At 70.3% G+C, this 14735-nt stretch carries 10 protein-coding genes; all 10 read right to left on the bottom strand.

What is annotated here, in order from left to right:
- Window positions 1-26 precede the first annotated feature (26 nt).
- The 10 genes from V1227_RS37005 to V1227_RS36960 all read right to left on the bottom strand — a co-directional run bounded on the left by V1227_RS37005 (window position 27) and on the right by V1227_RS36960 (window position 14677).
- Entirely contained in the window at window positions 27-857 is an 831-nt protein-coding gene (locus V1227_RS37005; protein WP_442916412.1) for a carbohydrate ABC transporter permease, read from the bottom strand.
- Window positions 854-1753: a carbohydrate ABC transporter permease gene (locus V1227_RS37000; RefSeq protein ID WP_329794207.1), complete on the bottom strand. Its 900-nt coding sequence runs from the start codon at window positions 1751-1753 to the stop codon at window positions 854-856. The genes V1227_RS37005 and V1227_RS37000 overlap by 4 nt, the downstream gene beginning before the upstream one ends.
- A gap of 74 nt (window positions 1754-1827) precedes the next feature.
- Window positions 1828-3090, bottom strand: a complete 1263-nt coding sequence (locus V1227_RS36995; protein ID WP_329789776.1) for an ABC transporter substrate-binding protein — start codon at window positions 3088-3090, stop codon at window positions 1828-1830.
- 762 nt (window positions 3091-3852) lie between these two features.
- Window positions 3853-6369 carry an ABC transporter permease gene (locus tag V1227_RS36990; protein WP_329789775.1) on the bottom strand — a complete coding sequence of 839 codons (2517 nt, stop codon included), beginning with the start codon at window positions 6367-6369 and terminating at the stop codon, window positions 3853-3855.
- Between the two features lie 4 nt (window positions 6370-6373).
- Entirely contained in the window at window positions 6374-7126 is a 753-nt protein-coding gene (locus tag V1227_RS36985) for an ABC transporter ATP-binding protein (RefSeq protein ID WP_329789774.1), read from the bottom strand.
- 119 nt (window positions 7127-7245) lie between these two features.
- Window positions 7246-10218: a helix-turn-helix transcriptional regulator gene (locus V1227_RS36980; protein ID WP_329789773.1), complete on the bottom strand. Its 2973-nt coding sequence runs from the start codon at window positions 10216-10218 to the stop codon at window positions 7246-7248.
- 11 nt (window positions 10219-10229) lie between these two features.
- Window positions 10230-10385 carry a hypothetical protein gene (locus tag V1227_RS36975; RefSeq protein ID WP_329789772.1) on the bottom strand — a complete coding sequence of 52 codons (156 nt, stop codon included), beginning with the start codon at window positions 10383-10385 and terminating at the stop codon, window positions 10230-10232.
- Between the two features lie 70 nt (window positions 10386-10455).
- Window positions 10456-13287 carry an AfsR/SARP family transcriptional regulator gene (locus tag V1227_RS36970; RefSeq protein WP_329789771.1) on the bottom strand — a complete coding sequence of 944 codons (2832 nt, stop codon included), beginning with the start codon at window positions 13285-13287 and terminating at the stop codon, window positions 10456-10458.
- 326 nt (window positions 13288-13613) lie between these two features.
- A complete protein-coding gene (locus V1227_RS36965) occupies window positions 13614-13796 on the bottom strand; it encodes a DUF397 domain-containing protein (protein ID WP_236218226.1) in 183 nt (60 codons plus the stop codon).
- A 32-nt stretch (window positions 13797-13828) separates the two neighbouring features.
- A complete protein-coding gene (locus V1227_RS36960) occupies window positions 13829-14677 on the bottom strand; it encodes a helix-turn-helix domain-containing protein (RefSeq protein WP_329789770.1) in 849 nt (282 codons plus the stop codon).
- Window positions 14678-14735 lie beyond the last annotated feature (58 nt).

Genomic DNA, 14735 nt, shown 5'->3' with positions numbered 1-14735 from the left:
CCTCGTGGCTTGATCCCTGCGGTGTTCTATCCCTTTACGGCGCCCTGCATGATGCCGCCGACGATCTGGCGCGACAGCAGGACGAAGATCGCGATCACCGGCAGCACCGCGATGGAGGCGCCGGCGAGCATCAACGAGTAGTCGGTGTAGTAGCCGCTGGCGAGCGTCGACAGCGCGACCTGCACCGTCGGGCTGTCGTTGGGGTCCAGCACGATCAACGGCCAGAAGAAGTCGTTCCACGCCGTCATGAACGTGAACATGCCGAGGACGGCCGCCTGCGGTCGCACCGCCGGGAAGCCGACGTGCCAGAACGTCCGCAGCACCGAGCAGCCGTCGACGCGCGCGGCCTCGATCAGCTCGTACGGCACGGTCTCCTCGCACGCCTGGCGCATCCAGAACACCGCGAACGACCCGATCAGCACCGGCACGATGACCGCCTGCAGCGTGCCGTACCAGTCGAGGTCCGACATCAGCATGTACAGCGGGATCACGCCGAGCTGCGTCGGCACCATCGCGGTGCCGAGCACGACCAGGAACAGCGAGTCGCGGCCCCTGAACCGCAGCCGCGCGAACGCGAACCCGGCGAGCGTGCCCAGCACGACGTTCGAGATCGCCACGGTCGACGCCACGATGAACGAGTTCTGCATGGCGAGCCAGAAGTCGACCGTGTCGAAGACGCGGGTGATGTTCTCGGCCAGGTTGCCGCCGGGGACCAGCGGCGGGACCTTCTCGCCGAGGACCGAGTTGTCCTTCGACGCCACGATGAACGAGTAGTACAGCGGGAACACCGACGCCGCGAGCACGGCGACCAGGAACCCGTACAGCAGCGGTCCTGCCTTCGCGTTCTTCACGATCACTCCTTGCCCGCGATGCGCCGCGTCAGCGTGAAGTTGACGATCGCGACCAGCAGGACGACCACGAACAGCATCCACGCGATGGTGGCCGCGTACCCGGCGTCGAACAACCGGAAGCCCTTCTCGTACATGTAGAGCACCAGCGTCTGGAACTGCCGGTCGGAACCACCGGTGGAGTTGTTGGCGGCGAACCCGGGGTCGAACAGCGCGGGCTCGGCGAACAGCTGCAGACCACCGATCGTCGAGGTGACGACGGTGAACAGGATGGTCGGGCGGATCGACGGCACGGTGATCGACCAGAACATCCGCCAGCGCGACGCACCGTCCAAAGTGGCCGACTCGTACATGTCCTTGGGCACCGACTGCATGGCCGCCAGGTACAGCAGCGCGTTGTAGCCGGTCCAGCGCCACATGACCATCGTGGACACCGCGAGGTGCGAGGCCCAGGTCTCGGCGCGCCAGTCGACCGGGTCGACACCGACGAGGCCGAGCAGGAAGTTCACGATGCCGAAGTCGCGGCCGAAGAACTGCGCGAACACCAGCGCGACCGCGGCGACCGAGATGACGTTGGGCAGCAGGACGCCCGCGCGCCAGAACGCGCTTCCGCGCAGTCCCCGGTCGAGCAGCGCGGCGAGCCCGAGCGCCGCGAGCAGCTGCGGCACCGTCGAGAGCACGAACAGGCTGAGCGTGTTGAACAGCGCGTTCCAGAACTTGCTGTCGCCGAAGAGCTCGGCGTAGTTGGCGAAACCGACGAATCCCAGGTTCCCGTCGATCAGCTGCCACTCGTGCAGCGACACCCACGCCGTGTAGACCAGCGGGTAGAGCCCGAAGATCCCGAACACCAGGAAGAACGGTGCGATGATCAGGTACGGCGTGTACTTGGCGTCCCAGTTGCTCAGCTTGAAGCGCTTCGGCTCCTTGGAAGACGAGACCGAGACGGCCGGGGCCGCCTCGGTCTCCGTGCGGACAGCCGTCACTTGGCGGCGTCCGTCGCTTCCTTCAGGGCCTGCGTCCACGCCTCGGCCGCGGACTGCTTGCCCTGCTCCACGCGGGTGAGCGCGGTGGCGAACACCGGGCCGACCTTCGAGTCCTTCGTGCCGCGGTAGGTCGGCTTCAGCGACTCCGCCGAGGTCGCGAAGATCTGGCCCACCGGAGCGGAGTTGAAGTACTCGTTGACGGTCGCCTGCACCTCGGCGTCCTGGTAGACCTTCGGCTGGCTCGGCAGGTTGCCGGTCTCCTTGAAGATCCGCTTCTGCTGCTCCGGGGCCGTCAGCCACTTGGCCAGCTCGTAGGCCTCCTTGGGGTGCTTGCTCTGCTTCGGGATGGCGAGGAACGAGCCACCCCAGTTGCCGCCACCGCCGGGCGCCGTCGTCACGTCCCACTTCCCGGCCGCCGCGTCGCCGGCACCCGCCTTGATCAGCGCGAGCGCCCAGGCCGGGCAGGTGGTGGTGGCGAACGAACCCTGCTTCAGCGCGACGTTCCAGTCCTGGCTGAACGGCTCGAGGGCACCGGTCTGCTGCTTGGTGCCGAGCGCCGCCGCCGTGTCGAACGCCGTCTTGACCTTGTCGTTCTTCTCCGCGATGTACGAGTCGTCCTTCGCGAAGTAGCCCTCCTCGGTCTGGTCGAGAATGGCCTTGTAGACGTTGCGGCCGGTGTCGACGAACTTCACGTTCGGCGTCTTGGCCGTGAACTGGTCCGCGACCTTGGCGTAGTCGGCCCAGGTCGGCCACAGCTTGGCGACCTCGGTCCGGTCCGTCGGCAGCCCGGCCGCCGCGAACAGGTCGGCGCGGTAGCACAGCCCGAGGCTGCCCATGTCCGTGCCCAGCCCCAGCACGAACTCGCCGTTGTCAGCGGTGCCCTGGTTCCACTTCCACCCGGCCCACTGGTCCTTGAGGTCCTTGGCCCCGTACTCCGCGAGGTTGACGAACTTGTCCTTGGAGGCGCGGAACTGCGAGACCACGCCTTCCTCGAGGGCGACGATGTCCGCGGCACCACGGCCACCCGCGAGCTGAGTCGCGAGCTGCGTGTTGTGCTGCTCCATCTTGACCTTGCGCTGCTCGATCTTGATGTTCGAGTGCGAGGCCATGTACTCCTCGATGAGCTTGTCGTACCCGAAGTCGGAGAACAGGCCCAGCGACAGCTCGATCTTGCCGTCGGCCCCGGAACTCCCGCCGCACCCGGCGACCAGAACCATCACGAGGGTCGCAGCGACGCTGCCGACCAGCCTTCTGCTCATCCGTCCTCCTCGACGACGCCGTGAGCGGCGCTTAACTGTGATGAGAGCGCTCTCACACTCAACCGGAGACGCGCGGGTGTCAAGCGGTCGACATCGTTCCGTAACTTTGTGGAGAGAGGCAACAAAAACCTGCGCCGGATCTCCGGGCGTCTCGGGTGGACCGGGTGGACGGTCGGTCCCGGACGGCGTCTGGGGTGCGCCTGACGTGCGAAGAGGGACGACCGGGCCCTCGCTCCGGTCGTCCCTCACCCCAGGTAGAGGGGGTTGAGGGCGGATCGTGACGCGCGGGGCCGAGATTTTTTGCCGGAAGCCGGTTGAGAGGCGCCGGGGGTGGGTAGCGCAGGATCGCGGGCCGCGGTCTGCCGAGGCCTGTGCCGCGCCGGTCAGTTCGCGTCGGCTCGTTTGTGTTCCGGCGGATTGTTCACCATTGTGCACGTATCGCGCGCCTTACTTCATCACCGTGGTTCTCGCATCATCACCGCTGGTCAGAGCTGCACGAATCGGTTTTGCCACCGCATTTGCCGACCAGGTGACCGACCGGGCGAACAACCCTCGTCAGAAAAGCGGCAATGAGGTGGCACCACTGTTGTCGCGAAGCAGCGATGAATCGACGGCTCCGCAGCCCACGCGAACGCAGCGGAGGTCCGGTGCCCCGACAGCACCGGACCTCCACCGATCCCCCGGTCGTGCGGCCCCTGTTCCGCACGCCCGAACCCACCTGACCCCGAGCCCCCGACAGCGGGGAGCCAGGCGGGGCGTCCCCTACGCCTCGGCCATGCCGGCCACCACGGAGTTCCGGGCGGCGCGGCGGGCGGGGAGCGCCGCGGCGATCACGGCCGCGACCACCGCCAGGCCGAGCATCACGCCGATCTGGCCGAACGGGATGGAGTAGCTGATCTGCAGCTCCGGGCTCGACAGGGCCTCGACGAGCAGCCAGCCGAAGCCGGCGCCCAGGACCACTCCGACCACGGCGCCGATCAGGGCCATCAGGATCGACTCCACCACCAGCATCTGGCGCAGCTGGCCCCTGGTGAGGCCCAGGGCGCGCAGGAGGGCCGACTCGCGGGTTCGTTCCAGGACCGAGAGGGTCAGGGTGTTCGCGATGCCGAACAGGGCGATGACCAGGGCCAGGCCGACGAGGGCCCAGATGAACAGCAGGATCTGGTCGATCTGCGCGTTCAGCTCCGCCTTGGTCTCGGCCGCCGAGTTCAGCACGGCCACCGGGGACGACGCGATGGCGCGTTCCAGGTCGGCTCTGGCGACGGTGATGTCGGTGCCGGGGGCGAGCTTGACCAGCAGTTTCTGGTACCCCTTGGGGGCGTCCTCCATGACGGCCTGGGCGGCGGGGAGGGTGACGATGCCGGCGCCGTAGGCGTTGTCCTTGATCAGGGCGACGACCTTGAAGGTCTTGGCGCCGATCTTCACCGACGAACCGATCGACAGGCCCACGTCCTTGGCCTCGCGCTCGCGCAGTGCGATCTCGTCGTCCTTGAGGGCCGTCAGGGTGCCGGCCGCCAGCTGGGGGCGGACCAGGGTGCCGATGGCGTCGGACGGGTAGCCGGTGACGTCGCCGTACTTCAACTTGTCGGACTCGCCGTAGACCTGGAGCTCCGGTGCGATCTTCTCGACGTTGCGGACCTTGGTCAGCTCGTCGGCGAACTTCTGCGAGAGCGGCTGGCTGTAGACGTTCGAGGTGACCTCGTAGTCGGCCGGGAAGCGCTCGTCGACCTTCTTGGCCATCGTTTCGCGGCCGCTGCCCGCCACGACGGTCACCATCGCCACGATGGTCACGCCGATCATCAGGGCCGCGGTGGTGGCGGCGGTGCGCTTCGGGTTGCGGCCCGCGTTGGCCGAGGCGAGCTTCGCGGGGACGCCGCGCAGCGCCTTGCCGAACAGGCGGTTCACGAGTGGCACGTACAGCGGGCCGAGGAGCAGGACCGCGAGCAGCAGCACCATCGTGCCGCCGCCGGTGATGAACATCGCCGCCTCTTCCTTCTCCTGCTGGAGTCCGAGGTAGACGGCGGCGCCGCCGGCCAGGGCGATCAGGGCGGCGAGGACGATGCGGACCTTGCCGGTGCGGGCCACGTCGTCCTGGCTGTCGGGCTGCGAGCGCAGGGCGGCGACCGGGGCGACCTTCGTGGCGCGGCGGGCCGGCAGCACGGCCGACAGGACCGTCACGACGACGCCGACGGCGAAGCCCGCGGCGATGGTCGTCCACGTGATCGGGAGGCGGATCGGGAAGTCGTCGCCGCTGGGGCCGCCGACCGAGCCGATGAACGCCTGCAGGCCCGCTGAGACGCCGAGCCCGCCCAGGATGCCGAGGACGGACGCCGCGAGGCCCATGAAGACCGCCTCGGCGAGCACGCTGCGGAACACCTGGCCGCGTTCGGCGCCGACGCAGCGCAGCAGCGCCAGCTCCTTCGTGCGCTGGGCGACGAGGATGGTGAAGGTGTTGTAGATGACCATGCCCGCGACGACCAGCGAGATCGCGGCGAACGCGAGCAGGACCGACCTGATCTCGCCGGCGGCGTCACCGACCTGCTCCAGCGCCGCCTTGGTCAGCTGCTCACCGGTCTGCACCTGGTAACCGGGGCCGATGGCCTTGGTGATGTCGTCGACGAGCTGCTGCTGCGACACGCCGTCCTTCGCGACGGCCACGATCTCGTAGACGTGCTGCTTCGGGATGACCGTGCGCAGGCCCTCCGGCGACACCACGACGTGGTCGCTGCCGGACATCGAGATGCTGCTCGCACCCTGCTGGTAGGTGCCGACGATCGTGAACGAGTGCTCGGCGTTGTCCTCGTCGAGCAGCTTGAGCTCGTCGCCGACCTTGAGCTTCGCGACCTGCGCGGTTTTCGTGTCGACCGCGGCCTCGTCGGCCTTGACCGGGAACTTGCCGTCCTTGAGGTTGAAGTCGCGCAGCTTCTCCGTGGTGGGCAAGGGCTGCACCAGCGCGTTGCGCGCCTTGTTGTCGCTGCCGAGCAGAGCCGCGCTGCCGAACTCGCGGGCGTCCGCTCCGGCCACGCCCTGCGCCGCCCTGATCTTCCCGACGAAGTCGGCGGGGATGCCGTTGTCGCGGTCCGGGCTGTTCTCGGTCATGTGCACCGCGGCGTCGACGTTGCGGGCGCCGCGGGCGAAGTTGTCCCTGGTCTGGGCCTCGACGGCGTCGCTGAGGACGAGGGTTCCCGTCACGAACGCGACGCCGAGCGCGATGGCGATGCTGGACAGCACCAGCCTCGCCGTGCGGGCCCGCAGGCCCGCGAGGATGGTCTTCAGCATTACCTCACGCCCCCAGGTGCGTGAGGGCGTTCACGACGGACTCGGTGGTGGGCTGGTGGATCTCGCCCGCGAGGCGGCCGTCGGCGAGCAGCACCACGCGGTCCGCGTAGCTCGCGGCCACCGGGTCGTGCGTCACCATGATCACGGTCTGGCCCAGCTTGCGCACCGACATGCGCAGGAAGTCGAGGACCTCGGCACCGCTGCGGGAGTCCAGGTTGCCGGTCGGCTCGTCGGCGAAGATGACCTCGGGGCGGGCGACGAGGGCACGGGCGCAGGCCACGCGCTGCTGCTGGCCGCCGGACAGCTCGGTCGGGCGGTGGGTGAGGCGGTCGCGCAGGCCGAGGACGTTGACGATGGTGTCGAACCACTCCTTGTCCGGCTTGCGCCCGGCGAGCTCGAGGCCCAGCAGGATGTTCTGCTCGGCGGTCAGCGTCGGCAGGAGGTTGAACGCCTGGAACACGAAGCCGACGCGGTCGCGGCGCAGCTTGGTGAGGTCCTTGTCGTTCAGCTTGGTGATCTCGGTCTGTCCGATGTGGATCGCGCCGCTGTCGACGGTGTCGAGGCCCGCGAGGCAGTGCATCAGCGTGGACTTGCCGGAGCCGGACGGACCCATGATCGCGGTGAACCTCCCCGCCTGGAACGCGACGTTGATGCCGTCGAGCGCCCGCACCGCGGTGTCACCCTTGCCGTAGACCTTCACCAGGTTGTGGGCCGCCGCCGCGGTCCGGGTGCCGACCTCGGACACCAGTGCAGACATGTCGCTCGCCTTCCTCACAGGGGATGTTCCGTGCTGAGGAAGAAGCTATGAGGAGCCTGAGTGCGCTGACATCAACTCCGCGACGCGTTGCGCGTCAGCCTGAGGTATGACATCCGGGGCTAGTCGAGCAGACCCCGGTCGTACGCGATGGCCACGGCCTCCGCGCGCCGCGACGCCCCGAGCTTCGCCATGATCCGGGAAAGGTGCACGGAAACGGTCTTCTCGCTGATGTAGAGCTCCTCGCCGACCTCGCGGTTCGTCCGTCCCGCGGCCACCAGGCCGAGCACGTCGCGTTCGCGCGGGGTGAAGAGGTCGACGTGCTCGCGCACCGGCTCGTCAGCCCTGAGGGTGATGCGGGCCCGCTTCGCGCACGCCGCGACGGCCTCCGCGAGCGGCACGGCCTTGAGCCTCGTCGCCACCTCGTCGGCCTGGCGCAGCTGCTCGGCGGCCTCGTCGCGGCGGTCGGCCCCGAGCAACGCCTCCGCGAGCCGCCACCGGCACAGCGCCTGCTCGAAGACGACGCCGTAGGCGAACTCGTCGACGGCGGCCTGCCACAGCGCCGGGTCGCCCGCACCCTCCAACCTGGACTCCTCGGCGAGCGCGCGGGCGAGCCACGCCCGTCCCTCCGGGCCCAGGACGCCGGCGCGCGGCTTGCCGTTGCGCGCGGTCAGCCGCACGTGCTCGGCGAGCTCGTGCCCTGCCGCGACGGCCTTCCCCTCGGCCCCGGCGTCCCTCTTGCGCCGGGCCTTCGCGGCGATCTCGGCGTGCGCCGCGATGCCGATCGCGCCGATCCGGATGCCCGCCAGCATCCACGGGCCGCCGAGCTTGCGGGCCCACTCCAACGCGTCCGTGACCCGTTCGACGGCGAGCTCCGGACGGCCGCGCCACAACGCGAGCTCCGCGCCCGTGCCGCCGTTGATCAGCGCGATCTGGATGTCGCGGTGCCAGTCGCTGCGCAGCTTCGTGATCATCCGCTCGGACTCGGCCAGGTCGCCGCGCGAGACCGTGAGGTGCGTGCTCGCCGACGCCAGCCGTGCGAGCACCGTCGACGACACCGACATGCCGGGCGGCTCGCTGGCCCACGCCGCGTAGTCCCAGTCGCCGATGTAGTAGTGCACCAGGACCTGCAGGATGCGGATCTCCAGCCCGAACATGCTCCACGTCAGGCCGGTCTCCTTGGCCCTGTCCCCGGCCAGGTTGAAGACGCGGGCGGCTTCGGCGAGATCGCCGTGGTCGTAGTGCATCAGGCCGTAGTAGTACCAGGCCCTCAGCTCGTTGTTGAAGGCTCCGACCTCGCGTGCGCACTCGATCGCACGCTCGAAGCTGTCCTCCGCCTCCCGCAGCCGGTTCGCGTGGTCGTCGAGGATCGCGAGGGTGCCCAGGCCGTCCGCGACCGCTCCCGGTGCGTTCGCCGTCCGGCCGTCGGCGATCGCCAGCTCCGCGGCCTCCCGCGCCTCGTCGTCGCGGCGTTGCTGGCGCAGGGACGACGCCTTGCCCGCGAACACGCGGGCGCGGGTCGGGCTGGGGTCGCGGCCCTGCACGAGCGCGAGCGCCTTCCCGAGGGCGAGGAAGTGCTCCTCCTCGTTGCCGTCGAGGATCGACAGCGCCTGCGAAAGCCGCAGCCAGATCTCGGCGGCCTCCTCGGGGGTCTGCTCGGCGCCGATCGCCTTGGTGGCGCTGCGGGCGAACGCCACGGCGCGTTCCGGTTGCCCGGCCGTGCCCGCCACCCAGGAAGCGCGCCGCAGCAGCACCGATTCGTCTACATCGGACGGACGGTCGACCTCGGGCACGGCGTTCCACAGGTTGAGCGCCTTCTCCAGGTACCGCAACGACTCCGCGGGCGCGCCGGCCCGTTCTGCCTCCTTGGACGCCTGGATGGAGGCGGTCAGCGCCTGCGGCAGGTCGTGGCTCTCGAAGGCGTGGTGGGCCAGCGCCGCCGCGGTCCCGCGCTCGTCGGGCCGCCGGGCCAGGTGACGCGCGTAGGCGGCGTGCAGCCGCACCCTTTCTCCGGGCAACAGGTCGCCGTAGACGGCTTCGCGGACGAGGGCGTGGCGGAACGTGTAGACCTCGTCGTCCCCCACGACGAGCAGGTGGTGCTGGACCAGCTCGCGCAGCGCCGCGTCGAACGCGAGGTCGGTCATGCCGGCCACCTCGTGCAACCGGTGGTGCCGCACCCGCCGCCCCCAGGCCGACGCCACCCGGACGGCGTGCTGCGCTTCGGGACTGAGGCTCTCGACGCGGCTGAGCAGCACGTCGGCGAGCGCGGACGGCAGCGACCTGGCGTCGTCGCAGGTGGCCACCGCGATGAGTTCCTCGGCGAAGAAGGCGTTGCCCTCGGAGCGTTCCGCGACCTGCTGGACGACGTCCTCCGGCAGGTCGTCGGACAGCGCCTCGACGAACCGGCGGGCGTCCGCGGCGTTGAACGGCGTGAGGTCCATGCGGTCGACGGCGGGCAGCCGGACCAGCTCGGACAGCAAGGGGCGCAACGGGTGGCTGCGGTGCAGGTCGTCCGCGCGGTAGGTGCCGACGACCAGCAGGCGCTGGGAACGCAGGCGGGACAACAGGAACGACAGCAGGTAGCGGGTGGACGCGTCGGCCCAGTGCAGGTCCTCGACGACGAGCAGCACCCGTTGCCGCTCCGAGAGGTCGCCCAGCACCCCGAGCACGGCGTCGAACAGCTGGAGCTGTCCGACGTCCTGCTCGGGACGGCGGCCGGGGACCAGGCTGGGCGCGATCATGGCCTCGGTGCCGGGCTCCCGTGCGGCGGGCAAGGCGAGCTGCGGCAGCAACATCGCGAGCGCGGGCCGGTTCACCACGGCGTTCTTCACCGTGCCGAGCGCCTCGGCGAACGGCAGGTACGGCAGGCCCGTCTCACCGGCGTCGAGGCACCGTCCCGTGAGGACGAGCGTGTCGTCCGCGCCGGCCGCGAGCTCGTCGACCAGCCGCGTCTTGCCCACACCGGCGTCGCCCGCGAGCAGCACCGCCCCCGCGGTGCCCTCCCCGGCCTTCGCCAGTGCGGCGCGCAACCGGTCGAGCTCGCGGTCGCGCGCGACCAACGGGATTCCGGAACCGAGACGCGCCACAAGGGGCATGCTGTCACACGTCATGAGCCGGTGCTGCTGTGTTTTCCGGAGGTGCGGTGCATCACGCGGCTGAACCACGACGGCATGTCCCGGTTCGCCCGCCGCCAGGCGCACATCGCGTTGCCGCGCCGGTAGTCGATCTCCGCCTTGATCGCCTCAGGGGTCCATTCGGTCATGGTCCTGAGGTTCGTCCTGAGGCGGCGCCCCCGGCATCGGTCGATCACGCAGTCCCGGGTGCGGAAACCCTTACCCCACGGTCACCGCGCGGGCACGGGCGAGCCGCGCCCTCACACCGTCGGCCTCCGGCGCTCCCAGCTCGGTGAACAGCGCCAGGGCTCGTTGCCAGTGCGCCGCCGCCCCCGCCGCGCCGAGCCGGTCGAACACCGCCGCCAGCCGGTCGTGCGCCAGCGCCTGGTGGTACGGCGAGACGGCGTCGCACGCCACCGCCAACGCCGTGCGGGCCGACGACAGCGCGCCCTCCATGTCCCCGGTCTCCAGCAGCGCCGTGGAGATGTCGACGTGGCAGGCCGCTTCCCCGCACTGCTCGCCGACCTCGTGGTACATCCGCAACGCCACGCGCAGCCACGGCATCGCGTCGTCGAAGCGCCGGCCGCTCAGGTAGAGCAGGCCGAGGTGGTGGTGGGCGTTGGCCTCCGCCCACTTCGACCCCGCGACGCGCGAGATCTCCATGGCCTCGCGGTAGTGGGTCTCGGCCTCCTCCGCGCGCCCCATGTCCTGCAACGTTCCGGCGATCGTCGTCAGCGCCCGTGCCTGCTGGTGCACGTCCTCCTTGCGGCGCGCCACCTCCAGGGCGTTGCGCTGGGCGTGCAGGGCCTCGTCGTAGCGCTCCATCTGCAGCAGGGCGATGCCGACGTTGAACTGCATGACGAACCGGGCGTCGTCGTCGTTCAGCGCGATCGCGGCCTGCAGCGCGGCCTGGGTGATGCGCAACGACGTCTCGCGCTCGGTCCGCAGCCACAGGTACCGCGACAGGGTGTACGGCAGCTGCCACGCGTGCACGTGCCAGCCCGTCGCGGACGCCAGTTCCGCGGCGGCGATCAGGTTCGCCCGCTCGGCGTCGAACCACGCCATCGCGTCGGCGGCACCGGCCAGCGCGGGCACGTGGACGGGCCGGTGCTCCGGCGCCACCAGGACGCTGCCGCGGTTGATCGGGAGCAGGCCGTCGGCGATGTCCGCGCAGTGCAGGTAGTAGTCGAGCATCCGGCCGGTGGCGGCCCGCCGCTCGGGTTCGGACAGCTCCCCCGCCAGCGTCTTGGTGTAGACGCGGACCAGGTCGTGGGCGAAGTGGCGGCCCGGTTCGCTGACCGACAGCAGGTTCGCGGCCGTCAGGGCGTCGAGCGACCGCTGCGCCTCCGGCAGCGGGACCTCCCCCATCGCGGCGACCACGTGCGCGGTCAGGTCGGCACCGGGGTGCAGGCCGATGATCGCCAGCAGCCGTGACGCCAACGCGGGCAACGCACGGCGCGAGGCGTCCAAAGCTGCTCGCACGGTGCCCTCACCGTCTTCCAGGCCGAGGGCGGCCAACCGGCCGTGCTCGTCCTGGAGCTCCTCGACCAGTTCGGCCACCCGCAGCTTCGGTGAGACGGCGAGGCGGGCGGCGGCGATGCGCAACGCCAGCGGCAGGCCGTCGCACAGCTCGGCCAGCTCGCGCAGCGCGTCGGCCTCGGCGTCCGAGCGACCGGCGACGCGGCCCAGCACGGCGACGGCGGCGTCCGGGTCGAGCATGTCCAGCTCGACGAGCTTGGCCTCGACCTGCGCGACGAGCCCCACCAGGCGGCGCCGGGACGTGACGACCACGCACGAGGGCGCGCCCGGCAGCAACGGCAGCAGATCGGCCGAACCGCGGACGTTGTCGAGCATCACGAGCATCCGGCGGTCGGCCAGCAGCGTGCGCAGCAGGGCGGAGCGCTCGTCGACCGAGACGGGCGTGTCCCCGGCCGGGACGCCGAGGGCGCGCAGGAACCGGTTGAGCACCTCGCCGATCTCCAGCGGCTCCCGGTCCGGGTCGTAGCCGTGCACGTCGACGTAGAGTTGACCGTCCGGGAACTCGTCGCGGACCCGGTGCGCCCAGTGCAGGGCCAGCGCCGTCTTGCCCACTCCGGCAGGGCCCGTCACCAGCAGCACCGGGCCGTCGTGGCCGCGCAGCAACGCGTCCATGACCGCCACCTCGGCGTCGCGGCCCACCAGCGAGACGGGGGCGCGCGGGAGCTGCGCGGGAACCGTCACGGGCGCGGGTTCGGCCGCGGCCTGGGGCGTCGTGCGCACCGGCGCGCGGGCTGGTTCGGGGCTCTCCCCCGCCAGCACGGCCTGGTGCACGCGGCGCAGTTCGGGGCCGGGCTCGACGCCCAGTTCCTCGATCAGCACGCCGCGGGCCTCCCGGTACGCCGCGAGCGCCTCGGCCTGCCGCCCGGCCTGGACCAGCGCCCGCATCAGCAGGCCGTGGCCGCGTTCGCGCAACGGGTGCTCGGCGACCACGGCGGTCAGCTGCGAGACCAGCTCGGGGCCCTGGCCGATCGCGAGCCCGAGCTCGGCGCGTTCCTCCAGCACCGCGAGCCGCCGTTCCACGAGGCGGCCGCGTTCCACGTCGAAGAAGAGCCCGGAGACACCGCCGAGCGGCTCGGCGCGGAACAGCGCCAGCGCGTCGTCCAGCTCGACCGCGGCTCCGGCGAGGTCACCGGCCGCGCGCAGGCGGTTCGCGAGCAGCACCTGGCGTTCGAAGACGTCGAGGTCGAGCGCACCGGGGTCGACGCGCATCAGGTAGCCGTCGCCGACCGACGTGAGCAGCTCGGCGGGAGCCCTGCGCGCGCGGGCCGGTTCGAGCGCCCGGCGCAGGCCGGCGACATAGGTCTGGACCAAATTCACGGCGCTGGAGGGCACGTTGTCACCCCAGACGGCCTCGATGATCTGGCCGCGGCTGACCGGCGTGCCGCGGGCCAGCAGCAGCACCGCGAGGACGGCGCGCTGCTTCGCCGCACCGAGATCAACCTCTTGACCTGCGCGAACGACTCGGAGAAGGCCGAGAACCTCGTACCTGAGGAGTTCCTCGCCGTGCGTCACCGATGTGTCCTTCGCCTGTGGGCCACCTGGAGCTCGAAGATCACTTCAGTCGGGCTCCAGTCGTGCTGTAGAAGGCATTCTTACGCTTAGCGTGTCCAACCAACCACAGACGGCGAGATCAACGGAAACCGGAGATCACCGAGTGGGAACAGGTTGGACCGGACAGCGGAACACCCGCTGCTCCCCATGATCGACGTGGGTCGGCCGGCGTGCAAGGGGCATCCAGCCCGCGGCGGCGGAACGCCGGCCGGCCCTCGTCCCCCTTTGCGAAGAGCAGAAGGCCCCGGCTGGATCATCCAACCGGGGCCTTCTCGTGCACCTGTCACTCAGCTGACAAAAGAGCCGGTCTTCGCGGCGGCGAGGAAGGTGTCCCATCCGGCGCCACCGAACTCGAGCCGCGCTCCGTCCGCGTTCTTGCTGTCGCGGACCGCCGCGCCCGACGGGACGAGCGCGATCTCCACGCACTCCGGCCCACCGGCCGACGACCGGCTGCTCTTGCGCCAACGCAAGCTTTCCACTGTCTGTTCACTCCCGATCGCGGTCACGCGAGAGTGCGAGCGATCTCAGTGATCAGGGTTGCCGATTCCCGCTGACTCAGAGCGGACTTCACGAGGCGCTCGAACATCTCGGCGTAGGAATGGACGTCTGATTGTTGCTCGAGGTAGACGCCGCTTCTGGTGCTTTCGATGTACACGACGTCGGGGTCGAGCTGCTCCGGAAAGCTCAGGATGACGAACGGGCCGTCCATCGCAGCATGACCACCGGCGCTGAACGGCACGACCTGCATCGTGACGTTCGGCAATGCACCGACTTCGAGGAGACGCGCCATCTGCACGCGCATCACCCCGGCGCCGCCGACGAGCCGGCGCAGGGCGGCCTCGTCGATCACGACGTGCAGGCGCAACGGGTCGTCCTCGCTCAGCAAGGCCTGCCGGGCCTTCCGCAACCGGACGCGCCGGTCGATCTCGGCGGCGCTCGCGTCCGGCAGCACCTGGGAGATCAACGCCCTCGTGTACGCCTCGCACTGCAGCAGACCCGGGATCATCAGCCCCTGGTAGGTCCTGATCGAGTCCGCGTCGGCCTCGTACCCCACGTAACGACCGGGCACGATGTCGCCGAACTCGTCCCACCACGCCTTGCGACGGGCTTCCCTGGCCAGCTGGACCAGTTCCTCGAGGGTGGCGGTGTCCGCACCGTAGGCGGTGAGCATGTCCCGCACGTCACGCGGGCTCACCCCCACACGGCCCGTCTCGATGCGGCTGATCTTGGAGGCCGAGCACTCCAGGCGCTCTCCGACCTCCTCGATCGTCAGCCCGGCCGTCTCGCGCAGTCTCCGGAGCTCGCTCACGAGCCGCCTCCTGCGCAGGGTCGGGCTGCTACCCCGTGGCATCCACACCTCCTGGTCCGCACCAGTTTGAGAGCAAAGGAGCGCGCCGCAAAGAGACGTC

Source organism: Lentzea sp. DG1S-22 (assembly GCF_036321065.1).
Lineage (GTDB): Bacteria > Actinomycetota > Actinomycetes > Mycobacteriales > Pseudonocardiaceae > Lentzea > Lentzea jiangxiensis.
The sequence above is the reverse complement of the archived record's forward strand: the minus strand, read 5'-3'. Positions and strand labels throughout refer to the sequence as shown.